19 protein-coding genes are annotated in these 23106 nt (G+C 62.4%); 7 read left to right on the forward strand and 12 right to left on the reverse strand.

All coding sequences use genetic code 11. From position 1 onward, the window contains the following. Positions 1-65: 65 nt before the first annotated feature. Together gshA and rmf are read left to right on the forward strand one after the other, a co-directional pair. The gene (gene gshA / locus BLR77_RS08540; protein WP_074676635.1) at positions 66-1646 is read left to right on the forward strand and encodes a glutamate--cysteine ligase; all 1581 of its coding nucleotides are present in this window, start codon (positions 66-68) and stop codon (positions 1644-1646) included. 211 nt (positions 1647-1857) lie between these two features. Then, a complete protein-coding gene (gene rmf, locus BLR77_RS08545; RefSeq protein WP_017678387.1) occupies positions 1858-2049 on the forward strand; it encodes a ribosome modulation factor in 192 nt (63 codons plus the stop codon). An 88-nt stretch (positions 2050-2137) separates the two neighbouring features. Here the strand turns inward: rmf and argA are convergent, their stop codons facing one another. The 4 genes from argA to BLR77_RS08565 all read right to left on the reverse strand — a co-directional run bounded on the left by argA (position 2138) and on the right by BLR77_RS08565 (position 6826). Further along, complete coding sequence (gene argA / locus BLR77_RS08550; RefSeq protein ID WP_017678386.1) at positions 2138-3436, reverse strand: amino-acid N-acetyltransferase; 1299 nt, start codon at positions 3434-3436, stop codon at positions 2138-2140. A gap of 169 nt (positions 3437-3605) precedes the next feature. After that, positions 3606-4772: an acetylornithine deacetylase gene (gene argE / locus BLR77_RS08555; RefSeq protein ID WP_074676637.1), complete on the reverse strand. Its 1167-nt coding sequence runs from the start codon at positions 4770-4772 to the stop codon at positions 3606-3608. A 68-nt stretch (positions 4773-4840) separates the two neighbouring features. Further along, positions 4841-6109 (reverse strand): inorganic phosphate transporter, encoded by a 1269-nt coding sequence (locus tag BLR77_RS08560; protein WP_074676639.1) that lies wholly within the window; start codon positions 6107-6109, stop codon positions 4841-4843. Positions 6110-6148: 39 nt separating this feature from the next. After that, positions 6149-6826 (reverse strand): TIGR00153 family protein, encoded by a 678-nt coding sequence (locus BLR77_RS08565; RefSeq protein WP_017678383.1) that lies wholly within the window; start codon positions 6824-6826, stop codon positions 6149-6151. A 112-nt stretch (positions 6827-6938) separates the two neighbouring features. Here BLR77_RS08565 and BLR77_RS08570 point away from each other — a divergent pair, with 112 nt between their 5' ends. Further along, on the forward strand, positions 6939-8303 hold the full coding sequence (locus BLR77_RS08570; RefSeq protein WP_074676641.1) for a CYTH domain-containing protein: 1365 nt from the start codon (positions 6939-6941) through the stop codon (positions 8301-8303). Between the two features lie 81 nt (positions 8304-8384). Here the strand turns inward: BLR77_RS08570 and BLR77_RS08575 are convergent, their stop codons facing one another. The 8 genes from BLR77_RS08575 to BLR77_RS08610 form a co-directional block, all read right to left on the reverse strand. Next, positions 8385-9296 (reverse strand): ABC transporter permease subunit, encoded by a 912-nt coding sequence (locus tag BLR77_RS08575; protein ID WP_074676643.1) that lies wholly within the window; start codon positions 9294-9296, stop codon positions 8385-8387. After that, positions 9293-10201, reverse strand: coding sequence for an ABC transporter permease subunit (locus BLR77_RS08580; RefSeq protein WP_074676645.1), 909 nt, complete (start codon positions 10199-10201; stop codon positions 9293-9295). The genes BLR77_RS08575 and BLR77_RS08580 overlap by 4 nt, the downstream gene beginning before the upstream one ends. Further along, complete coding sequence (gene potA / locus BLR77_RS08585; RefSeq protein WP_074676647.1) at positions 10198-11352, reverse strand: polyamine ABC transporter ATP-binding protein; 1155 nt, start codon at positions 11350-11352, stop codon at positions 10198-10200. The genes BLR77_RS08580 and potA overlap by 4 nt, the downstream gene beginning before the upstream one ends. A gap of 53 nt (positions 11353-11405) precedes the next feature. Beyond that, the gene (locus BLR77_RS08590; protein WP_074676649.1) at positions 11406-12497 is read right to left on the reverse strand and encodes a polyamine ABC transporter substrate-binding protein; all 1092 of its coding nucleotides are present in this window, start codon (positions 12495-12497) and stop codon (positions 11406-11408) included. Positions 12498-12565: 68 nt separating this feature from the next. Next, positions 12566-13660, reverse strand: a complete 1095-nt coding sequence (locus BLR77_RS08595) for a polyamine ABC transporter substrate-binding protein (RefSeq protein ID WP_074676651.1) — start codon at positions 13658-13660, stop codon at positions 12566-12568. A gap of 67 nt (positions 13661-13727) precedes the next feature. Next, positions 13728-14825, reverse strand: a complete 1098-nt coding sequence (locus tag BLR77_RS08600) for an extracellular solute-binding protein (RefSeq protein ID WP_074676653.1) — start codon at positions 14823-14825, stop codon at positions 13728-13730. 137 nt (positions 14826-14962) lie between these two features. After that, positions 14963-16330 carry an aspartate aminotransferase family protein gene (locus BLR77_RS08605; RefSeq protein ID WP_074676655.1) on the reverse strand — a complete coding sequence of 456 codons (1368 nt, stop codon included), beginning with the start codon at positions 16328-16330 and terminating at the stop codon, positions 14963-14965. A gap of 90 nt (positions 16331-16420) precedes the next feature. After that, a complete protein-coding gene (locus tag BLR77_RS08610; RefSeq protein WP_074676657.1) occupies positions 16421-17779 on the reverse strand; it encodes a glutamine synthetase family protein in 1359 nt (452 codons plus the stop codon). Positions 17780-18574: 795 nt separating this feature from the next. Between BLR77_RS08610 and BLR77_RS08620 the strand changes: the two genes are divergently transcribed. The 4 genes from BLR77_RS08620 to aguB all read left to right on the forward strand — a co-directional run bounded on the left by BLR77_RS08620 (position 18575) and on the right by aguB (position 23038). Beyond that, positions 18575-19954, forward strand: coding sequence for a glutamine synthetase family protein (locus BLR77_RS08620; RefSeq protein WP_047591612.1), 1380 nt, complete (start codon positions 18575-18577; stop codon positions 19952-19954). A 165-nt stretch (positions 19955-20119) separates the two neighbouring features. Beyond that, entirely contained in the window at positions 20120-21178 is a 1059-nt protein-coding gene (locus BLR77_RS08625; RefSeq protein WP_074676661.1) for a polyamine ABC transporter substrate-binding protein, read from the forward strand. A 71-nt stretch (positions 21179-21249) separates the two neighbouring features. Continuing rightward, entirely contained in the window at positions 21250-21891 is a 642-nt protein-coding gene (locus tag BLR77_RS08630) for a TetR/AcrR family transcriptional regulator (protein ID WP_074676663.1), read from the forward strand. A 265-nt stretch (positions 21892-22156) separates the two neighbouring features. Continuing rightward, positions 22157-23038, forward strand: coding sequence for an N-carbamoylputrescine amidase (gene aguB, locus BLR77_RS08635; protein ID WP_074676665.1), 882 nt, complete (start codon positions 22157-22159; stop codon positions 23036-23038). Positions 23039-23106: the final 68 nt, after the last annotated feature.

Raw genomic sequence — 23106 nt, forward strand, 5'->3', positions numbered from 1 at the left:
TCACCCCTTGCAGAGTGCGGGGGCGATCCCCATATTGTGGCGACTGCCCAGTTAGGAATTGCATCTTGAGCGATATTCTCTCCCGCCGCCTGGCCCAGCTCGGCGAGCCGGCCAACCTGTCCCTGCTGGGTGAGTGTCTGCACGGCATCGAGCGCGAATGCCTGCGTGTCGATCGCGACGGCCAACTGGCCCTGACCCCGCACCCGCGGGCGCTGGGCTCGGCGCTGACCCATGCACAGATCACCACCGACTACTCCGAGTCGCTGCTGGAGTTCATCACCGGTACCGCCAAGGATCCAGCCACCACCCTCGCCGAGCTGGAAAGCATCCACCGCTTCGCCTACGACAAACTCGATGGCGAACTGCTGTGGAGCCCGTCGATGCCCTGCGCCCTGCCGGACGAAGAGACCATTCCCATCGCCCACTACGGCAGCTCCAATATCGGCCGCCTCAAGTACGTGTACCGCAAGGGGCTGGCACTGCGTTACGGCAAGACCATGCAGTGCATCGCCGGCATCCACTACAACTTCTCCCTGCCCGAGGGGCTGTGGCAGCTGCAACAGCAGAGCGAAGGCAGCGAGCAGAGTGCGCGCGACTATCAGTCGGCGCGCTATATCGCGCTGATCCGCAACTTCCGCCGCTACAGCTGGCTGCTGATGTACCTGTTCGGTGCCTCGCCGGCGCTGGACAAGGGCTTCATGCGTGGCCGTCCACACCACTTGCAGGAACTGGACGCCAGCACCCTCTACCTGCCCTACGCCACCAGTCTGCGCATGAGCGACCTGGGCTATCAGAGCAGCGCGCAATCTGGCCTGACCCCCTGCTACAACGACCTGGCCAGCTACACCGACAGCCTGCGCCTGGCAGTCGGGACGCCCTACCCGGCCTATGTCGAGGCTGGCATCAAGCGCGGTGACGAGTGGCTACAGCTGAACACCAACATTCTGCAGATCGAGAACGAGTACTACTCGAGCATCCGCCCGAAACGCGTCACCTACAGCGGCGAGCGGCCGATCCAGGCGCTGATGAGCCGTGGCGTGCAGTACGTGGAAGTGCGCTGCCTGGACATCAACCCGTTCCTGCCGCTGGGCATCGACGTGGCGCAGGCGCGCTTCATCGACGCGTTCCTGCTGTTCTGCGCGCTGGAAGACAGCCCGATGCTGGAAAATGGCGAGTGCAGCAGTTGCACCAGCAACTTCCTCAAGGTGGTCAAGGAAGGGCGTCGTCCCGGCCTGCACCTGCACAAAGGCAAGCAGCAGGTGGAGCTCAAGGTCTGGGCCAGCGAACTGCTCGAACGCATCCTGCCGCTGGCCGAACTGCTCGACCGCAGCCAGGGCAGCAGCCTACATATCGAGGCGTTGGCGCAGCAGCAAGCCAAAGTCGCGGATGTGGAAATGACGCCATCGGCCCAGGTGCTGGCGATTCTGCGGCAGGGCAAGAGCTTTAGCGAGTTCGCCCTGCAGCAGAGCCAGCGTCACGCCGAATACTTCCGCGCGCAGCCGCTCAGCGCCGAACAGAAGCAGGCCTTCGAGCAGGCCGCCCACGATTCGCTGGCCGGGCAGGCCGAGCTGGAGGCTCAACCCAGAGGCGATTTCGACGCCTTCGTGGCGGCCTATCAGGCGAGCATTCTGGCGTTGGCCGTCTAGGGTCAGCCGACACCAGCCACCCGGGACATACGCGGTGCGCGCAGCGCACCCCACGGGCCTCCCGGGATGGCACTCTCAGCCCATTGGGCCAATATTCGTCGACTGCGTCACAAAGCCAACCAGCGGAGCAAAAGCCAGGATGGACGGCAACTCCCTGAGCCGCCCGGCCAGCTAGCATTATCGGGTAAAGGACGATAGACGAGCAGCGCCCATGGCCGACGACGCCACGCCGCAATGGAGCCTGGAAAGCCTGACCAAGGCCTACCAGCAAGGTTACATGGCCGGCCTTACTGGCCAGCCCAGAACACGCCAGCCCTACCCTGACGAAATCCCCGCTGCCGCCTGGGAGGCCGGCTGGGACGATGGCTTCGAGCAGATGCGCCTGCAGCAGCACAGCGCCTGACGCGCTGAACGCATCGTGGGAGGGGCTTTAGCCGCGAGCGGTGAAGCAGTCGCGGCTAAAGCCCCTCTCACTCATCGTATTTGTCTCCCTACAACGTCTTCTCGAATACCTTGGAATTGCGCTGGTAGTTGTACAGCGACGCCCGCGCGGTGGGCATGCGCTCGACACTGCTCGGTTCGAAGCCGCGCTCGCGGAACCAGTGGGCGGTGCGGGTGGTGAGTACGAACAGAGTCTTGATCCCCTGCGCCCGTGCCCGCGCCTCGATACGTTCCAGTAGTTCGTCACCACGGCCACCGTGACGGTAGTCGGGATTGACTGCCAGACAGGCCAGCTCGCCGCAGTCGGAATCGGCAATGGGATACAGCGCCGCGCAGGCGATGATCAGCCCTTCGCGTTCGACGATGCTGAACTGCTCGATCTCACGCTCGAGCACCTCGCGCGAACGACGTACCAGAATGCCCTGCTCTTCCAGCGGGCTGATCAGCTCGATCAGGCCGCCGACATCTTCGATGGTCGCCTCACGCAGCGATTCGAACTGTTCCTGGGCCACCAGAGTGCCGTTACCGGTGCGGGTGAACAGCTCGCTGAGCAGCGCGCCATCGGTGGCATAACTGACGATATGGCTGCGTTTCACACCGCCACGGCAGGCCTCGGCCGCCGCGTCGAGCAGTTCGCCCTGGTAATTGCTGCCCAGGCGCGTCAGATGCGCCGGCACCTGCTGAGGGCGCAGCTCACGCACCAGCCTGCCCTGTTCGTCGAGCAGACCGTCTTCGGCGCCGAACAGCAGCAGCTTGTCGGCGCCCAGGTCGATGGCCGCGCGGGTGGCGACGTCCTCGCAGGCCAGGTTGAAGATTTCCCCGGTGGGCGAATAACCCAGCGGCGACAGCAGCACGATGCTGCGCTCGTCGAGCTGGCGATTGATACCCTTGCGATCGATACGCCGCACTTCACCAGTGTGGTGATAGTCGACGCCATCGAGCACGCCGATTGGCCGCGCGGTGACGAAATTACCGCTGGTCAGGCGCAGGCGCGAGCCCTGCATCGGCGAGGCGGCCATGTCCATCGACAGGCGCGCCTCGATGGCGATGCGCAGTTGGCCGACCGCGTCGATCACGCATTCCAGGGTCGGGGCGTCGGTGATGCGCAGGTCGCGATGGTAATGCGGGATCAGGCCACGAGCAGCCAGGCGCGCCTCGATCTGCGGGCGCGAGCCATGTACCAGTACCAGACGCACGCCGAGGCTGTGCAGCAGGACCAGGTCGTGGACGATATTGGCGAAGTTCGGGTGGGCGACACCCTCGCCCGGCAGCATGACCACGAAGGTGCAGTCGCGGTGGGCGTTGATGTAAGGCGAAGCGTGGCGTAACCAGGTGACGTAGTCGTGCATGTAGAGATCCGTTAGCGTGAAAGTCGCACAGCGACACCCTCCTTATACCCTTCTCCTTCCGGGAGAAGGCGGCGCGCAGCGCCGGATGAGGGAGGGCATGCCCGTTAGCGTCCAGACGTAGGGCGGGTACAACCCGCCATGAGCGATAGGGCGGGCTCGGGGCTGGCTCTCATCGTCGTTGCACGTCTTCACTCCGCGTCAGGCAATAGTGTTGGATCAACTGGCGCAGCAGCGCCACAGTAGGTTCGATGCGGGCCAGCTCCAGGTGTTCCCCGGGCTGATGCGCGCAATCGATGTCGCCGGGGCCGAGCACCAGCGTCTCACAGCCAAGTTGCTGAAGATAAGGCGCCTCGGTGCCAAATGCCACCGCTTGCGCGCTGTGCCCGGTAAGACGCTCGGCGAGGCGCACCAGCTCGGCATCGGCGGCCTGCTCGAAGGGCGGCACGGCCGGGAACAACGGGCCGTAGTCGATGCGCACCTGGTGCTTGAGCGCCAACGGCTGCAGCTTGCCGCGAATCGCCTCACGCAGCTGCTCCGGGTCCATCCCCGGCAGCGGCCGCAGATCGAACTCCAGCGCGCACTGGCCACAGATCCGATTGGGATTGTCGCCGCCGTGGATGCAGCCCAGGTTCAGGGTCGGTTGCGGGACACCGAATTGCGGGTTGTTGAACTCGCGCTGCCACTGGGCGCGCAAGCCGCGTAACTCGCCCATCACATCCTGCATGGCCTCCAGCGCACTGCGGCCAAGCGCCGGGTCGGAGGAATGGCCGCTCTGCCCGAGAATATCGATGCGCTCCATCATCACGCCCTTGTGCAGTCGGATCGGCTTGAGGCCGGTCGGCTCACCGATCACCGCCGCGCGGCCGAGTGGCCGGCCGGCATCGGCCAGGGCGCGGGCACCGGCCATGGAGCTCTCTTCGTCGCAGGTGGCGAGAATCAGCAAGGGTTGTTTGAAGGGCTGATCGAGCAGTGGCCGCACGGCTTCGATGGCCAGGGCAAAGAAGCCTTTCATGTCGCAACTGCCAAGGCCCACCCAGCGGTCACCGACTTCGGTCAGCTTGAGCGGGTCGCTCTGCCACAGGGCGGCATCGAACGGCACGGTATCGCTGTGCCCGGCCAGCACCAGGCCGCCGGTGCCGGAACCATAGCTGGCGAGCAGGTTGAATTTGCCGGGGGCGATCTGCTGGGTTTCGCAGGCAAAGCCGAGATCACCGAGCCAGGCGGCGAGCAACTCGATCACAGGCGCGTTGCTCTGGTCCCAGTTCGGCTGGGTACAGCTCACTGAAGGCGCTGCGATCAGCGCGGCGAACTGCTCTCGAAAGGACGGCAAGGGCATCGGTGCTCTCCTGGGTCGGAGCTCCATCATAGGAGCATCCAACCTCAGGGGAAACCTTCAGGGCGGGATCAAACCCCGCCAAACAGCGCACGCAGGATGAAGAAGAAGAAGATCGACAGCGCAGCGCCCACCGGCAGGGTAATCAGCCAGGACATGAAGATCTTGCCAATCACGCCCAGGTTCAGCGCACCGATACCACGGGCAATACCGACGCCGAGCACGGCGCCGACCAGGGTGTGAGTGGTGGAAACCGGCAGGCCGATGGCCGAAGCGCCGACCACCGTAGTAGCCGTCGCCAGCTCGGCGGCAAAGCCGCGGCTGGGGGTCAGCTCGGTGATTTCCTTGCCAATGGTGGCGATCACCTTGTAGCCATAGGTGGCCAGGCCAACCACGATACCCACCGCACCCAGCAACAGTACCCAGGCCGGCAGCGCCGCCTTGGCACCGACCATTTCGCCACCGCTCTGGATCACGCCAACGATGGCCGCCAGTGGACCAACGGCATTGGCCACGTCGTTGGAGCCATGAGCGAAGGCCATGGCACAGGCAGTGAAGATCATCAGTACGGCGAAGACTTTCTCGACACTGGCGAAGTGGAAGCTCTTGTCGGCCTCCACGTCGACCTTGATGCGACTGAGCAGGGCGATACCGATAAGCATCACCAGCACGCCGATACCCACCGCGAGCAGGAAGCCCTCGGCAGCACTGAGGTGCAGGCCGACATGCTTGAGGCCCTTGGTCAGGGTCATGATCGACACCATGAAGCCGGTGAGGAACATGTAGACCGGTACGTAACGCTTGGCGTTGGCGAAGGGGTTCTCAGTGTCGATGATCAGCTTCTGCACGCTCATGAATACGCCGAACGCCACCACCCCGGACAGCACCGGCGACACCACCCAACTGGCGACGATCGGACCGACGCCGCCCCAGTTCACCGCGTCCATCGACACGCCGACCGCAGCGAAGCCGATTACCGCACCGACGATGGAATGGGTAGTGGAAACCGGCCAGCCCTTGGTCGAGGCCACCATCAGCCAGGTACCCGCTGCCAGCAGCGCCGACATCATCCCCAGGACCATCAGGTTGGGACTGATAAGCGACGCATCGACGATGCCGCTCTTGATGGTTTCAGTGACCTGGCCACCCGCCAGGTAGGCGCCAGCGAACTCGAAGACCATGGCGATCAGGATCGCCTGCTTGATGGTAAGTGCACGCGAGCCAACGGATGTACCCATAGCATTGGCTACATCGTTGGCCCCAACACCCCAGGCCATGAAAAAACCGAAAAGGCAGGCAAGAACGAGCAGAACCAGCCCGTAGTCCGCAATCAGAGACATAAATTAGTTTTCCGTAGATCCCAGAAAGGACACTGGCGCTTAGCGCGCCAGCAGTTGTTCCAGTCGGTTGCCCACTCGTTGGGCACGGTCGGCGACATCGCCGACCCAGTCGATGATCTGATAGAGGAACATCACATCGACCGGGGGAAGGTCCTTCTCCAGCTTGAACAGGTTGCGGCGCACCTCGATCTGCAGGCGGTCGGTATCGTTTTCGATCGAACCGAGCTCCTCGATCAGGGTTTCCACAAGCACCGCTTCACGGCCGGCGAAACCGGTCTCGAGCAGCTCGTCCAATTCGTTCATTGCCTTCAGCGCCTGGGCGCTGGCGTCCACGCTGCGCTGCACGTAAGTGCGCATCAGCGGCTGCAGCGGCTGCGGAATAGCCATCTGGCGGCCGAGCATCAGGCCGGCGATGTCCTTGGCACGGTTGGCGACTTTGTCCTGTACACTGAGCAGCTCAAGCAGGTCCGAACGCGGCACCGGCAGGAACAGGCTCTTGGGCAGGTGCAGGCGCACGCTTTTCTTCAGCTTGTCGGCCTCGTGCTCCAGCCGGGACATCTCCTGTTGCACCTGTTCTACCTTGGCCCAATCCTCGGCCATTATGGCCTCGAAGAAGGGAACCAGGTTCGCCGCGCACTCGTGGGCCTTGGCGATATGCTGTTGCATGGGGCCGATGGGTGAACGGCCGAACAGGCTGACAAAGGGATTGATAGGCATAGGGTAAGCCCCCGTTTTGAGAAGGCCGCAAGTATAGGGACCGGCTTCGTCATTCGCCAGCGCGTGTCATCGGTCTGTCACATTTTCATAAAAGGCTATCTAGCTCGTCACCATGGTCAAAGAAACTGAAATCAAACTGCGCGCCAGCCGCGCCACCCTGGCAGCCCTGCGCGAACACCCGCTGCTGAAGAAGCGCAACAAGAGCGGCTGGCAGCGCGGCGAACTGTTCAACCAGTACTACGACACGCCGGACCGTGAACTGGCCGAGGCCAAGGTTGCCCTGCGTCTGCGCCGTGACGGCGAGCAGTTCATCCAGACCCTGAAAAGCCGCGGGCAGAGCGTGGCCGGCCTGTCCGAACGCAACGAGTGGGACTGGTACCTGAGCAAGGCCAAGCTCGATCTGAAGAAGCTCGATGACAGTTGCTGGCCGGCCAGCCTGGCCGAGCTGGACAAGAAAACCCTGCAGCCGCTGTTCACCACCGATTTCGTCCGCGAGAAGGCCGAAATCGCCTGGGGCCGCGGCAAGGCCAAGGTGGTCATCGAAGCCGCGCTGGACCTGGGCAAGGTGATCGCCGGCGAGGGCGAAGAAGAGATCTGCGAACTGGAGCTGGAGCTGCGCCAGGGTGAACCCGCCGCGCTGCTGGAGCTGGCCTGCGAGCTGGCCGCCGAACTGCCGCTGATGCCCTGCGATATCAGCAAGGCCGAGCGCGGCTATCGTCTGTTCGACGCTGGCAGCTACAACCTCAGCCTGCCAGCACCCGAGCTGCAGGGCGAGATGAGCCTGGACGACGCTTTCGCCGCACTCGCCTGGCACCTGCTCGGCGCCAGCCAGCGCCTGGCCGAGCAGTATCGCTGGAATGGTCACTGGAGCCTGTTGCAGCAATGGCTGGAGCAATTGATCGATCTGCGCGCCCTGCTCGCCAGCCTCGGCCAGGCGGCGCCGCGTGCCAGCTCGCGCGAATTGCGTGAAGCACTCGATGCGCTGCTCGATGACTGGCGTCCGCGCCTGGCGGCTGGGCAAAACGACGACAGCATGCGGCGTAATGCCCCAGCGCTGTTCGCCGCCGAGCTCGATGGCTGCCGCTGGGGCCTGCTGTCGCTGAAGCTGTCGCACTGGCTGCTGCTACGCAGCTGGACCACCGAGCGCAACAATCGCGGTAACCGCCAGGGCAACGCCGCGCTGGGTAACTGGCTGCCGACCCTGCTGAACGAAGAAGGCACTGCCCTGCAACTGCGTCGCTACCAGCAACAGCCGGAAGATCTGGCTGAGCAGATGCCGCGCCTGGAGCGCCTGCTGGTCTGGCTGCGCCTGGCCCGTGGCGTGCTGGAAGTACCCGAGGTCGACCGTCTGTATGGCGAGCTGAACAAGCTTTACGAACTGGCGCAGTTGGACCTTGACGACGAGCAGCGCCAATTGCGCGCCACTCAGACGCAGATCGTGAGCAGCCTCAAGGCCTGGAAGGCGTTGGTGAAATAGCGCAGAGCTCGGTGCGCACGGCGCACCCTACAACATGAAAAACGAGCCCCGCGGGGCCCGTTTTTGCTTTCAGCCAGAAGCTTAGTTGCTGCTGGTGCTGGTGCTGCTGGTGCTGCTGGTGCTGCGACGGCTGTCGACGACCTGCTGCCAGGACGGGTTGGTGGTCTCGTCCATGGCCTGCTGCATGGCCTTCTTGCGCTTTTCCTCGGCGCGATGGGCGAAGAACCAGGCCAGGAAGGTGGCGAACGACACCGCCAGCAGGATCAGGCTGGCCACCGCGTTGATCTCCGGCTTAACCCCCAGTCGTACCGCGGAGAAGATCTCCATCGGCAGGGTGGTCGAACCCGGACCGGAGACGAAGCTGGCCAGTACCAGATCGTCCAGCGACAGGGCGAAGGACATCATTGCGCCCGCCGCCAGCGACGGTGCGATCATCGGCACGGTGATCAGGAAGAACACCTTCCACGGCCGCGCTCCCAGGTCCATGGCCGCCTCTTCGATGGACATGTCCAGCTCACGCAGACGCGACGACACCACCACCGCCACGTAGGCCGAGCAGAACGTGGTGTGGGCGATCCAGATGGTGGTCATGCCGCGCTGCATCGGCCAGCCGATCAGCTGCGCCATCAGCACGAACAGCAGCAGCAGGGACAGACCGGTGATCACTTCCGGCATCACCAGCGGCGCGGTGACCAGGCCACCGAACAGGGTACGACCCTTGAAGTGGGTGATACGGGTCAGCACGAAGGCCGCCAGGGTGCCCAATGCCACCGCCGCAATGGCGGTGTAGCAGGCGATTTCCAGCGAGCGCATCACCGAGTTCATCAGCTGGGTATTGTCCAGCAGGCCGACGTACCACTTCACCGACCAGCCACCCCAGACCGTTACCAGGCGTGAGGCGTTGAACGAGTAGATGACCAGGATGACCATCGGCAGATAGATGAACAGCAGACCGACCCAAAGCATGATGTTGGAGAAACTGAAACGCTTCATGGGCGGCCCTCCAATTCTTTGGCTTGGTTACGGTTGAACAGGATGATGGGCACGATCAGGATCGCCAGCATCACCACCGCCAGAGCAGACGCCACCGGCCAGTCGCGGTTGTTGAAGAACTCCTGCCACAGCACCTTGCCGATCATCAGGGTCTCCGGGCCACCGAGCAGTTCGGGGATGACGAACTCACCGACCACCGGAATGAACACCAGCATGGAGCCGGCGATGATGCCGTTCTTCGACAGCGGCACGGTGATCTTCCAGAAGTTGTTGAAATTGCTCGAACCCAGGTCGGAAGCGGCCTCCAGCAGGCTGAGGTCATGCTTCACCAGGTTGGCGTAGAGCGGCAGGATCATGAACGGCAGGTACGAATAGACGACGCCGATATAGACCGCAGTGTTGGTGTTGAGAATCTGCAGCGGCGTATCGATCAGGCCAATGCCCATCAGCAGGCTGTTGAGCAGACCGTTGTTGCCGAGAATGCCCATCCATGCATAGACGCGGATCAGGATCGCAGTCCAGGTCGGCATCATGATCAGCAGCAGCAGTACGGTCTGGTTTTCTTTCGGCGCACGGGCGATGGCATAGGCCATCGGGTAGCCGATCAACAGGCAGAGCAAGGTGCTGAAGAAGGCGATCTGCAGCGAACCCAGGTAGGCCGACAGGTACAGGGCATCTTCGCTGAGGAAGATGTAGTTACCGAAATTCAACAGCAGCGTCAGCTTGTTGTCCGCCCACTGGTAGATTTCCGTATAGGGCGGAATCGCCACGTCGGCTTCGGCGAAGCTGATCTTCAGCACGATGATGAAGGGCAGCAGGAAGAACAGGAACAACCACAGGAAAGGTATGCCGATAACGGCATGCCGCCCAGTGGGCAGATAGCGCGCCAGTTTGCTCGGTTTCATGATTGCAGTACCACGCCGCTGTCGTCTTCCCAGTACACCACCACCGGATCGTCCCAGGTCGGGCGCTTGCCGCGGCGCTCGGCGTTGGCGATGAAGCACTGCACGATCTGCCCGGAAGTGAGCTTGACGTGGTACACCGAGTGGCCGCCGAGGTAGGCGATGTCATGCACATGGCCGCGGCTCCAGTTGTACTCGGGGTGCTCATGGTCGGCCGGCAGCGCAGTGGCCATCAGCAGTTTTTCCGGGCGCAGGGCGTAGCTGACGGATTTGTTCTCGGCGCGCGTACTGACGCCGTGGCCGATGTAGATCGGCTTGTCCAGATGCGGGCAGTCGATGATCGCGTGGTCGGCCTCGTCGCTGGTGATCTGGCCGTCGAACAGGTTGACGTTGCCGATGAATTCGCACACCAGGCGGCTGGTCGGCGTCTCGTAGATATCGATCGGGCTGCCGGTCTGGGCGATCCAGCCCAGGTGCATGATGGCGATGCGCTGGGCCATGGTCATGGCCTCTTCCTGATCATGGGTGACCATCACGCAGGTCACGCCGACGCGCTCGATGATCTCCACCAGCTCCAGTTGCATCTGCGAACGCAGCTTCTTGTCCAGCGCGCCCATCGGCTCGTCGAGCAGCAGCAGCTTGGGGCGTTTGGCCAGGGAGCGGGCCAGGGCCACGCGCTGACGCTGACCACCGGAGAGCTGGTGCGGCTTGCGCTTGGCGTACTGGGTCATGTGCACCAGCTTGAGCATCTCGGCCACGCGCTCTTCGATCTCGGCCTTGGGCAGCCTGTCCTGCTGCAGGCCGAAGGCGATGTTCTGCGCCACGGTCATGTGCGGGAACAGCGCATAGGACTGGAACATCATGTTGATCGGCCGCTGGTAGGGCGGCATGTCGGTGATATCGACGCCATCGAGGATGATGCGCCCCTCGGTCGGCCGCTCGAAGCCGGCGAGCATGCGCAGCAGGGTCGACTTGCCGGAGCCGGAGCCACCCAGCAGGGCGAAGATCTCGCCCTTGTTGATGGTCAGCGAGACATCGTCGACGGCCACCGTCTCGTCGAACTTCTTGGTCACCCGATCGATCTTGACCAGCACCTCTTTCGGTGTCTGATCCCCCTCGAGGGCTTTTTTGTAGGCGCTGGAGGCAACAGCCATTTAGGAAAACTCCCGGAAGATTGTGCCCGACCCCTGCGGCCGGGCAGGAACGATTACTGACCCGACTTGACCTTGGTCCAACTGCGGGTCATCAGGCGCTGCACGCGAACCGGCAGCTCGGCGGAGATGTACAGCTTGTCCAGCACCGCTTGTGATGGATAAACGGACGGGGCGTTGCGGACCTCCTCATCCATGAACTCATCCGCCTTGGTATTGGGGTTGGCATAACCGACGTAGTCACTGACTTCGGCGATCACCTCGGGCTCGAGGAGGAAGTTGATGAAGGCATGCGCCTGCTCGGCGTTTGCCGCGTCGGCGGGGATAGCCATCATGTCGAACCAGAGGTTGGCGCCTTCCTTCGGGATGCTGTAGGCGATTTCAATGCCTTTGCCGGCCTCGTCGGCACGGTCGGCGGCCTGCAGGATGTCGCCGGAGAAACCGGCAGCCACGCAGATGTTGCCGTTGGCCAGATCACCGATGTACTTGGAGCTGTGGAAGTAGGTGACGTAGGGACGCACCTCAAGCAGCTTGGCCTCGGCCTTGGCGTAGTCGTCGGGGTTGGTGCTGTTGGGGTCCAGGCCGAGGTAGTTGAGCATGGCCGGGATCATCTCATCGCCCGAATCGAGGAAGGCGACGCCGCACTGGCTGAGTTTCTTGATGTTCTCGGCCTCGAACAAGACGGCCCAGGAATCGATCTCCTCGATGCCGAGCACGGCCTTGACCTTCTCGACGTTGTAGCCGATGCCATTGGTGCCCCACAGATAGGGCACCGAATACTGGTTACCGGGGTCGTTGGTTTCCAGCTGCTTGAGCAGCGCCGGATCGAGGTTGTCCCAGTTGCTCAGCTTGCTGCGATCGAGCGGCTGGAAGGCGCCGGCGCGAATCTGCTTGCCAAGAAAATGGTTGGACGGCACCACCACGTCGTAGCCGCTGCGGCCGGCGAGCAGTTTGCCTTCGAGGGTTTCGTTGGAGTCGAAGACGTCGTAGATCGGCTTGATGCCGGTTTTCGCCTCGAACTTGGCCAGCGTCTCTTCGCCGATGTAATCGCTCCAGTTGTAGATGTGCACCTTGGGCTGGGCCAGGGCCACACCACAGACAGCGGAGGCCGCCAGGGCGATCAGAGACTTGGGCAGGGTAACTCGCACAGTATCATCCTCGTTATTGTGTGCCGCCCGAAAAAGGCGCGGCACTTTATAGGAAAATCTTCCGCCGATCAGCGTCCGCTCTTGATTCTCGTCCAGTCGCGGGTCAGCCAGCGTTGCACCTCGGGCGTACGCTCCTCGGCAACATAGAGCTTGGCCATGACCTCCTCGCTGGGATACACGCCAGGGTTCTCGCGCACGCTCTCGTCGAGCAGCTCGGTGGCCTTGAGGTTGGCATTGGCGTAGGCCACGTAGTTGCTGATCTTGGCGATCACGTCGGGACGCAGCAGGTAGTTGATGAAGGCATGGGCCTCATCGACGTTCTTCGAGTCCTTGGGAATCGCCAGCAGGTCGGCCCACATGGCGGTGCCTTCCTTGGGAATGATGTAGATGATCTCGTCGCTGCGACCGGCCTCTTCGGCGCGGTCGGCAGCCTGCAGCACGTCACCGGAGTAACCGAAGGCGGCGCAGATCTCGCCATTGGCCAGATCGGAAATGAACTTGGAGCTGTGGAAATAAGTGATGTACGGACGCACCTTCATCATCTGCTCGAAGGCTTTCTCGTAGTCTTCGCGCTTGGTGGTATGCGGCGACATGCCCAGGTAGTTGACCGTCTGCGGCAGCACTTCGTCGCCCGAGTCGAGCAGGGCGATGCCACAGGAGGCGAGTTTCTCGGCGTATTGCGGATCGAACAGCAGTGCCCAGGAGTCCAGCGGGACGTCATCGCCGAGCACGGCACGAGCCTTGGTGGCGTTCAGGCCGATGCCATTGGTGCCCCACAGGTAAGGCACCGAGTATTCGTTGCCAGGGTCGCCCGCGGCCAGGTTTTCCATGATGGTCGGGTCGAGGTTGACCAGATTCGGCAGCTTGCTCTTGTCCAGCTTCAGGTAGGTGCCGGCACGCACCTGCTTGGCCAGGTAATGGTTGGTGGGCACCACCACGTCGTACCCGCTCTGGCCGGTAGCCAGCTTGCCGTCGAGGGTTTCGTTGGCGTCGAAAACGTCATACACCACCTTGATGCCGGTTTCCTTCTCGAACTCGGCGATGGTGTCCGGCGCAATGTAGTCGGACCAGTTGTAGACCTTGACCACACGATCGGCTGCCTGAGCTGCAGACATGCCAATGGCAGCGGCGACAAGGCCGGCCAGCAGGGTAGAACGACGCATAACGTTTCCTCTTCTCGCGATTTGGGTACCTGGCGGGCGAACCCGCCAGGCGGCGTTGCTTCGTTGCTTAGCGGCCGGACTTGATCTTGGTCCAGCTGCGGGTCATGGTGCGCTGCACCGCCGGCGCCAGGTCCGGGAAGGTGTAGATCTTCTTCAGCACTTCCGGCGTCGGGTATACGCCCGGATCGGTACGCAGCGCTTCATCCACCAGCGGCGTGGCTGCGGCGTTGCCGTTGGGGAACTGCACGTAGTTGGTGATGTTGGCCATCACCGCCGGCTCCATCAGGTAGTTGAGGAACACGTGTGCAGCCTCGACGTTCTTGGCATCGGCCGGCACCGCCAGCATGTCGAAGAAGGAGCCCGCGCCTTCCTTCGGAATGTTGTAGCCGACGTTCACGCCATTCTTCGCTTCTTCGGCGCGCGCCTTGCTCTGATAGATATCGCCCGAGTAGCCGATGGCGACGCAGATGTTGCCGTTGGCCAGATCTGAGATGTACTTGGAGCTGTGGAAGTAAGCCACCGAAGGACGGATGGAGAGGAACAGCTCCTCGGCCTTCTTCAGCTCGTCGGCCTTGCTGCTGTCCGGTGCATAGCCCAGGTAGTGCAGAGCAGCCGGGAGAATTTCGGTCGGCGAGTCGAGGAAGGAAACGCCACAGGCCTTCAGCTTTTCCATGTTCTCGGGCTTGAACACCAGATCCCAGGAGTCGACCGGCGCGTCTTCGCCGAGCACGGCCTTGACCTTCTCGACGTTGTAGCCGATGCCGATGGTGCCCCACATGTAGGGGATCGAGTACTGGTTGCCCGGATCGCTCGGGTCCAGCGCCTTGAGCAGGTCCTTGTCCAGGTTCGACCAGTTGGGCAGCTTGGACTTGTCCAGTTTCTGGAACACGCCGGCCTTGATCTGCTTGGCCAGGAACGGGTTGGACGGCACGACTACGTCGTAACCGGAGCTGCCGGCCAGCAGCTTGGCTTCCAGCACTTCGTTGCTGTCGAAGACGTCGTAGACAACCTTGATGCCGGTTTCCTTCTCGAAGTTGGCCAGGGTGTCTTCGGCGATGTAATCGCTCCAGTTGTAGACATGCAGCACCTTGCTGTCAGCCTGAGCAGCGCCTGCCACGGCCGCAGTCAGGGACAACGCGAGAAGGGTCTTGCCGAATGTTTTCATGCGTACAGCTCCTGTTGTTGTGTCGTTATTCCAGAGGTCGCACAAGCCGTTCGAATCAGGCCGGCTCGCGCACTCTGGCGCAGTCTGGCAAGGTCATGGCACCGCTGACAACTTTCCGTGACTGCGGGCTTTCAGACCTACAGGTCACGCAGAGTCAGATCCAGGCACTTGCGCGCTTTCTCTATCAGTTCATCCACTTCCGCCTGGCTGATCACCAGGGGCGGCGCGATGATCATGGTGTCGCCCACGGCGCGCATGATCAGACCGTTATTAAAGCAGTGGCCGCGGCAGATCATGCCTACCGCCTTGTCACCCGAATAACGTGTGCGCGTCGCCTTGTCCTGTACCAACTCGATGGCACCGAGCATGCCGACGCCACGCACTTCGCCCACCAGCGGGTGATCCGCCAGCTCACGTAGACGACGCTGCAAATACGGTGCCGTTTCTGCTTTCACCCGTTCGACGATGCCCTCTTCCTTGAGAATGCGCAGGTTCTCCAGGCCTACAGCTGCCGCCACCGGATGACCCGAATAGGTGAAGCCGTGGTTGAAGTCGCCGTGCGCCTCGATCACCTCGAACACCTTGTCGCTGACGATCAACCCGCCCATCGGCACGTAGCCGCTGGTAAGGCCCTTGGCGATGGTCATCAGGTCGGGTTTCAAATCGTAGTACTGGCTGCCGAACCATTCGCCGGTACGGCCGAAACCGCAGATCACTTCATCGGCGACGAAGAGAATGTCGTACTTGCCGAGGATTTCCTTGATGCGCGGCCAGTAGCTGTCCGGCGGGATGATCACACCACCCGCGCCCTGAATCGGCTCGGCGATGAAGGCCGCGACATTCTCTTCGCCCAGTTCGAGAATCTTCTTCTCCAGCTGGTCGGCAGCCCAGACGCCGAACTCCTCGGGCGATTGCTCGCCGCCCTCACCGAACCAGTAGGGCTGAGGAATATGCGCGATGCCAGGGATCGGCAGGTCGCCCTGCTCGTGCATGAATTTCATGCCACCCAAGCTGGCGCCAGCCACGGTGGAGCCGTGATAGCCGTTGTCGCGGCCGATGATGATCTTCTTGTTTGGCTGGCCCTTGCACGCCCAGTAGTGGCGCACCAAGCGCAGCATGGTGTCGTTGCCCTCCGAGCCCGAACCGGTAAAGAACACGTGGTTCATGCCGGCAGGCGCCAGCTGGGAGATGGCATGGGCCAGCTCCAGCACCGGCGGGTGGGCGGTCTGGAAGAAGGTGTTGTAGAACGGCAATTGACGCATCTGCGCGCTGGCGGCTTCGACCAGTTCCTCGCGGCCATAGCCGACGGCCACGCACCACAGGCCGGCCATGCCATCGAGGATCTTGTTGCCCTCGCTGTCCCACAGGTGCACCCCCTTTGCTTCAGTGATGATGCGCGGGCCCTTTTCGGCCAGTTGCTTGTAATCACTGAACGGCGCCAGATGGTGGGCCTGGCTCAGGGCCTGCCACTGGGCGGTTTTCGGGTTGTTCGCTTGCTTGTTCATCACAACACCTTGCTAGCACGCAGCGCCATGAGCGCTACGCTGAGATTCGTGGCGCCGGCCGCGCCATGCGCGGCCGGCAACCCGTTACCGTTACACCGACAGCAGCAGGAACTCGCGCTCCCAGGAGCTGATCACACGTTTGAAGTTCTCGTGCTCGGCACGCTTGACCGCGACATAGCCACGGATGAACTTCTCGCCCAGGTACTTCTCGGCCACCTTGCACACCTCCATCCGCTCCAGTGCGGCTTCGATGGTCAGCGGCAGGCGCAGGTTACGGCGCTCGTAGCCACGGCCCTTGACCGGCGCACTGGGCTTGATGCCCTCGGCCATGCCGATGTAGCCACAGAGCAACGATGCCGCCAGCACCAGATAGGGGTTGGCATCGGCACCGGCCAGGCGGTTTTCCACGCGACGATTCTGCGGGCTGGCCTCGGGGACGCGCAGGCCCACGGTGCGGTTCTCCTCGCCCCACTCCACGTTTACCGGCGCCGAGGTATCGGGCAGGAAACGGCGGAACGAATTGACGTTCGGCGCGAACAGCGGCAACAGCTCGGGGATGTACTTCTGCAGGCCACCGATGTGGTGCAGGAATAGCTCGCTCATCGTCCCGTCATCATTGGAGAAGATGTTCTTGCCGGTCTTGATATCCACCACGCTCTGGTGGATGTGCATGGCGCTGCCCGGCTCGTCAGTGATCGGCTTGGCCATGAAGGTCGCCGCCACATCATGCTTGAGCGCGGCCTCGCGCATGGTGCGCTTGAACACGGTGATCTGGTCGGCCAGATGCAGGGCTTCGCCGTGACGGAAGTTGATTTCCATCTGTGCCGGACCGTCTTCGTGGATCAGGGTGTCGAGATCCAGGTGTTGCAGTTCGCACCAGTCGTAAACATCTTCGAACAGCGGGTCGAATTCGTTGGCAGCATCGATGGAGAACGACTGCCGGCCCACTTCTGGACGGCCGGAGCGGCCCATCGGCGCTACCAGCGGGAAGTCCGGGTCACTGTTGCGCTTGGTCAGGTAGAACTCCATCTCCGGCGCGACGATGGGCTTCCAGCCCTTGTCGGCATACATCTGCAGTACACGCTTGAGAATGTTGCGCGGCGACAGCTCGATGGGGTTGCCCTGCTTGTCGAAGGTGTCGTGGATCACCATCGCGGTGGGCTCGATGGCCCAGGGCACGAGGAACACGGCATTGGCGTCCGGGCGGCAGAACATGTCGATGTCCGCCTCGTCCAGCAACTCGTAATAGATGTCATCCTCGACGTAGTCGCCGGTCACGGTCTGCAGCAGCACGCTCTCGGGGAGGCGCATGCCCTTCTCGTCGAGGAACTTGTTGGTCGGCGAGATCTTGCCGCGGGCAATGCCGGTCAGGTCGCTGATCAGGCATTCGACTTCGGTGATTTTGCGTTCTTTCAGCCAGCTCGTGAGCTGGTCTAACTTGGTACTCATAGAGACCTCAGGGTTGTAGAACCAGCTTGAGTTATAGCGGGTTCAGCGTTGCCCCGCCTTCTCCCTGCAAGCCTCACCAAAGGCCTGAAAGAAGGCGAGATATTCGGGTGGATGCTACTAGGGGTGCGGCACCTCCGGCACCTGGCATTTCACTCCACCGAAATAAAATCGCTCACCCCTCTCCACGAACACCGAGCTGTCTAGTTCGCGACATAGCGCGAGCCAAGCGAAGCCAGCAAGTGGCTTGTGCATTGCGGAGCGCGGGCCAAGGCGCACGCCAAGGGGCGTTGCGCAGCCACGTACGCTATCGTGCAGGGTATGGAATGAGCGAACAGCCTGATAAGACAGGCCGCGCGGCGCAGAGGCCGCAAAGGAAAGATGTTGCTGCGTTGCAGCGGTCATGCTCATGACTGATCGAGCCCGCATGATGAGCAGACTCGCCTCGTTGATGAGGGAAGAGGTCGCGTGACCGATGGTCCTGGCGCAGGCGCTGACGCCGATGGCCGGCAGGCAAAACATGAGACACCCGTATTATTGCTGTTAGTGGGTTTGAACCGAGCTTAGCCTTGTTCATTTTTTTACACAATAGCTCTGTAAAAAATTGAACACACCCCACTGAGCACCCTGAAAGATCAATGCCTGGAGCAGGCTGAAAGGCCTTGAAATGCCCCAAAAATGGCCATCACGCCCCACTACAGGGCATCATGGGGCCCGCTTGACAGTAAAGTGCGTTTCGGATTGACTCACACCCATGCAGTCGCATGATTGATATATTTAACAAAAAGGTGTTGCATCATGTCGGTACCCCCGCGTGCCGTTCAGCTTAACGAAGCGAACGCGTTCCTCAAGGAACATCCCGAGGTCCAGTTCGTCGACCTTCTTATTGCAGATATGAATGGTGTGGTGCGCGGCAAGCGCATCGACCGAAACGCCCTGCACAAGGTGTACGAGAAAGGCATCAACCTGCCGGCCTCGCTCTTCGCCCTCGACATCAATGGCTCCACCGTCGAGAGTACCGGCCTTGGCCTGGATATCGGCGACGCCGACCGTATCTGCTTCCCCATCCCCAATACCCTGTGCAACGAACCTTGGCAGAAGCGCCCTACTGCGCAACTGCTGATGACCATGCACGAGCTGGACGGCACACCTTTCTTCGCCGACCCGCGCGAGGTATTGCGTCAGGTGGTGCAGAAGTTCGACGAACTGGGCCTGCGTATCTGCGCAGCCTTCGAACTGGAGTTCTACCTGATCGACCAGGAGAACGTGAACGGTCGCCCGCAGCCGCCACGCTCGCCGATTTCCGGCAAGCGCCCGCATTCCACTCAGGTCTACCTGATCGATGACCTCGACGAGTACGTCGACTGCCTGCAGGACATGCTCGAAGCCGCCAAGGAGCAGGACATCCCTGCCGACGCCATCGTCAAGGAAAGCGCCCCGGCGCAGTTCGAGGTCAACCTGCATCACGTCGAAGACGCGATCAAGGCCTGCGACTACGCACTGCTGCTCAAGCGCCTGATCAAGAACATCGCCTACGACCATGAAATGGATTCCACCTTCATGGCCAAGCCCTACCCGGGCCAGGCGGGCAATGGTCTGCACGTGCACATCTCGCTGCTCGACAAGAAGACCGGCAAGAACATCTTCGCCGCCGACGATCCGCTGCAGAACACCTCGCTGCGTCATGCCGTGGGCGGCATTCTCGACACCATGGCCGCGTCGATGGCGTTCCTCTGCCCCAACGTCAACTCCTACCGCCGCTTCGGTGCACAGTTCTACGTGCCCAACGCGCCGAGCTGGGCGCTGGACAACCGCACCGTGGCCGTGCGCGTGCCGACCGGCAGCGCCGATGCGGTACGCATCGAACACCGCGTAGCCGGCGCCGACGCCAACCCCTACCTGATGCTGGCGTCGATCCTCGCCGGTATTCACCACGGCCTGACCAACCAGATCGAACCGGGTGAGCCGATCGAGGGCAACTCCTACGAGCAGCTCGAACCCAGCCTGCCGAACAACCTGCGCGATGCCCTGCGTGAGCTGGACGACAGCGAAGTGCTGAACAAGTACATCGATCCCAAGTACATCGACATCTTCGTCGCGTGCAAGGAAGCCGAGCTGCAGGAGTTCGAGACCACCATCTCCGACCTCGAGTACAACTGGTACCTGCACACCGTGTAACACCGAGAAAGCCGGCCGCAGAGCCGGCTTCTTTTTGCCTGCCAACCGCCAATCGCCTGCTCCGGCGCCTTGCAGTTCGCCGCACGGCGACTGCGCTGACATGCATCAACCACCGGCGACCCAGCGCGCCGGATACTGTTGCCTTGATCAATCGGGGAGTTACTCATGCAACGCGCTCTTGCCGCCATCCTGCTAGGCCTGACCTGCGGCCTGGCTCATGCCGCCGACAGCATTCGTGTCTATAACTGGAATGATTACATCGCGCCACAGGTGCTGGAGAACTTCACCCGCGACACCGGCATCGAGGTCGAGTACCACACCTTCGCCAGCGCCGAGGAGCTGGCAGAGGCACTGGAAAGCGGCCTGCCGATCGACATCGCCGTACCCTCGCACAACGATCTGCCAGGCCTGATCGCCAGCGGCCGCATTCGCCCACTGGACTTCAAACTGCTGCCCAATCACACGCATCTGGACAAGCAGTTGCTGAGCAAGCTGGCTGCCGTCGACCCGCAAAACCAGCACGCCGTGCCCTACCTCTGGGGCGCGGTCGGCCTGGCGATCAATACACCGCAAGCCGAAGCCGCCTATGGCGGACCATTGCCGGACAGCTGGAGCCTGCTGTTCGAAGCCGAACAGAGCAAGCGCCTGTCCAGTTGCGGCATCAGCGTACTGGATGCACCGGATGAAACCCTGTCACTGCTGCTCACTTACCAGGGCCGCAGCCTGGCACGCAGCGCACCGAGCCGCGTCGAACGCGCCGGCGGGATACTCGACGCCCTGCGCCCGAACCTGCGCTATGTCGACAGCGAGCGCTATATCGAAGACCTCAACAACGGCCGCCTGTGCCTGGCCATGGCCTGGATCGGCGACGCCCTCGCCGCAGCCCAGGCCGGCCAGCCCGTGCGCTTCGTGGTGCCGGACGAGGGCTCGGTACTGTTCATCGACAACCTGGTGATCCCCGCCAATGCCAGCCGCCCCGAGCTCGCCCACCGCTTCATCGACTACCTGATGCAGCCGCAGGTGATCGCCCAGATCACCGCCGAGACGCTCTATCCCAACGGCAATGCCGACTCCATGCAATTCATTGACGGCGCCCTGCTGCAGCAGCCAGGCCTCTATCTGGATCAGGACACCAAGCGCCGCCTGTACCCACTGGAAGTCTTTCCGGAGAAACACGCCCAGGTACGCAACCAGCTCTGGCAACGTTTCCGCGATGGCGGCTGACTGCGCAGCCAGGCTTGCCTCGCCGAGGCCGCCTGGCGTCCAATAGCACCTCGCCCACCGAGGAGCTCACCATGTCGCGCCCCGCCAGCCCCCGCAAACCGCGCGCCAGCAGCCAGGCACGGATCGCCCAGATCCTCGCGGCGGCACGCGAACTGCTGGCCGAACAGGGCATGGCCAATCTGTCGGTTTACACGGTGGCCGAACACGCGGGCATTCCGCCCTCCTCGGTCTATCACTTCTTCGCCAGCGTGCCGGCCCTGCTCGAAGGGTTGACCGGCGACGTCCACGCAGCCTTTCGCGCCTGCCTGCTGGAGCCGGTGGAACACGCCGAGCTGGGTAACTGGCGAGACCTGTCGCGAATCGTCGAACAGCGCATGCTGGCGATCTACGCCGGGGATGCCGCCGCGCGCCAGCTGATCCTGGCGCAGCATGGCCTGGCCGAGGTGATCCAGGCCGACCAGCGGCATGATCTGGAACTGGGCCGCCTGATGCAGGCATTGTTCGAGCGTCACTTCCCCCTGCCGCAATTGCCAACGGATATCGATGTATTCGCCCTGGCCATGGAGCTGGGTGATCGCGTCTACGCTCGCTCCGTACAACTGTATGGCGAAATCACTCCACGCCTGGCCGAAGAAGGCATGCGCGTATTCGATGCCTACCTGGGCCTGTACCTGCCTGCCGCACTGCCGAAAAGACCTGCGCCGCTGGCGTGATATCCGCTGGGAGTCGCGTGGCGCCCTGACCATCTGCAGCTGACACCGCCATCGACTGGCGCGCACGGCACACCCTGGGTCCCGCGCACAGTCAATCCGACAAAAATCGGGAAAATTTCGGCGATTCGATTGCGGGCATCTTCTAATATCGATATTTATCGGATATAAATCGACCATCCCGCCTTGGTCGATGTTCAACCATGGCACCCTGAGAAGGCCTTCCGGCGACGCCGGGTCGGCCTGCGAACGCGCCAAGAGGTGTTTCATGTCCCGTATCGTTACCGTCGCTGCGACCCAGATGGCCTGCTCCTGGGATACCCCCGCGAACATCGCCAACGCCGAGAAGCTGGTGCACCAGGCTGCCGCCCAGGGCGCCCAGATCATCCTGATTCAGGAGCTGTTCGAGGCGCCCTACTTCTGCCAGAAGCCCAATGCCGACTACACCCAGTTGGCCACCACGGTGGAGGAAAATCCGGCCATCGCGCACTTCCAGAAAGTCGCGGCCGAGCTCAAGGTGGTGCTGCCGATCAGCTTCTTCGAGCGCGCCGGTCGGGCTCGCTTCAACAGCATCGCCATCCTCGACGCCGACGGCGCAAATCTCGGGATTTATCGAAAAAGCCACATCCCCGATGGCCCCGGCTACCACGAGAAGTACTACTTCAACCCCGGCGATACCGGCTTCAAGGTCTGGGACACCGCCTACGCACGTATCGGCGTCGGCATCTGCTGGGACCAATGGTTCCCGGAGTGCGCGCGCAGCATGGCGCTGATGGGCGCGGAAATCCTCTTCTACCCCACCGCCATCGGCAGCGAACCGCACGACGCCAGCATCACCTCGCGCGAGCACTGGCAACGTGTGCAACAGGGCCATGCCGGCGCCAACCTGATGCCGCTGGTGGCCAGCAACCGTATCGGCCGCGAAGAGCAGGACGGTTACGACATCACCTTCTATGGCAGCTCCTTCATCGCCAACCAGTACGGCGAGAAGGTCGAGGAACTGAACCAGACCGAGGAAGGCATCCTGGTGCACAGCTTCGACCTGAGCGAACTGGAGAAGGTGCGCACGGCCTGGGGTGTGTTCCGCGACCGCCGGCCGAACCTATACTGGCCGCTTTCCACGCTCGACGGTGAAAGCCTCTGCGAGTGAACGTAGCCCGGATGCAATCCGGGGCTTTTTCTCACGACTCCCCGGATTGCATCCGGGCTACAGGTGAA

This window comes from Ectopseudomonas alcaliphila (assembly GCF_900101755.1).
GTDB classification, from domain to species: Bacteria; Pseudomonadota; Gammaproteobacteria; order Pseudomonadales; family Pseudomonadaceae; genus Aquipseudomonas; species Aquipseudomonas alcaliphila.

Coding starts and splice junctions, on each gene's coding strand:
- rmf (WP_017678387.1), top strand. CDS start 1,858: ATGGCCGACGACGCCACGCCGCAATGGAGCCTGGAAAGCCTGACCAAG.
- argA (WP_017678386.1), bottom strand. CDS start 3,436: ATGCACGACTACGTCACCTGGTTACGCCACGCTTCGCCTTACATCAAC.
- argE (WP_074676637.1), bottom strand. CDS start 4,772: ATGCCCTTGCCGTCCTTTCGAGAGCAGTTCGCCGCGCTGATCGCAGCG.
- BLR77_RS08560 (WP_074676639.1), bottom strand. CDS start 6,109: ATGTCTCTGATTGCGGACTACGGGCTGGTTCTGCTCGTTCTTGCCTGC.
- BLR77_RS08565 (WP_017678383.1), bottom strand. CDS start 6,826: ATGCCTATCAATCCCTTTGTCAGCCTGTTCGGCCGTTCACCCATCGGC.
- BLR77_RS08570 (WP_074676641.1), top strand. CDS start 6,939: ATGGTCAAAGAAACTGAAATCAAACTGCGCGCCAGCCGCGCCACCCTG.
- BLR77_RS08575 (WP_074676643.1), bottom strand. CDS start 9,296: ATGAAGCGTTTCAGTTTCTCCAACATCATGCTTTGGGTCGGTCTGCTG.
- BLR77_RS08580 (WP_074676645.1), bottom strand. CDS start 10,201: ATGAAACCGAGCAAACTGGCGCGCTATCTGCCCACTGGGCGGCATGCC.
- potA (WP_074676647.1), bottom strand. CDS start 11,352: ATGGCTGTTGCCTCCAGCGCCTACAAAAAAGCCCTCGAGGGGGATCAG.
- BLR77_RS08595 (WP_074676651.1), bottom strand. CDS start 13,660: ATGCGTCGTTCTACCCTGCTGGCCGGCCTTGTCGCCGCTGCCATTGGC.
- BLR77_RS08600 (WP_074676653.1), bottom strand. CDS start 14,825: ATGAAAACATTCGGCAAGACCCTTCTCGCGTTGTCCCTGACTGCGGCC.
- BLR77_RS08605 (WP_074676655.1), bottom strand. CDS start 16,330: ATGAACAAGCAAGCGAACAACCCGAAAACCGCCCAGTGGCAGGCCCTG.
- BLR77_RS08610 (WP_074676657.1), bottom strand. CDS start 17,779: ATGAGTACCAAGTTAGACCAGCTCACGAGCTGGCTGAAAGAACGCAAA.
- BLR77_RS08620 (WP_047591612.1), top strand. CDS start 18,575: ATGTCGGTACCCCCGCGTGCCGTTCAGCTTAACGAAGCGAACGCGTTC.
- BLR77_RS08625 (WP_074676661.1), top strand. CDS start 20,120: ATGCAACGCGCTCTTGCCGCCATCCTGCTAGGCCTGACCTGCGGCCTG.
- BLR77_RS08630 (WP_074676663.1), top strand. CDS start 21,250: ATGTCGCGCCCCGCCAGCCCCCGCAAACCGCGCGCCAGCAGCCAGGCA.
- aguB (WP_074676665.1), top strand. CDS start 22,157: ATGTCCCGTATCGTTACCGTCGCTGCGACCCAGATGGCCTGCTCCTGG.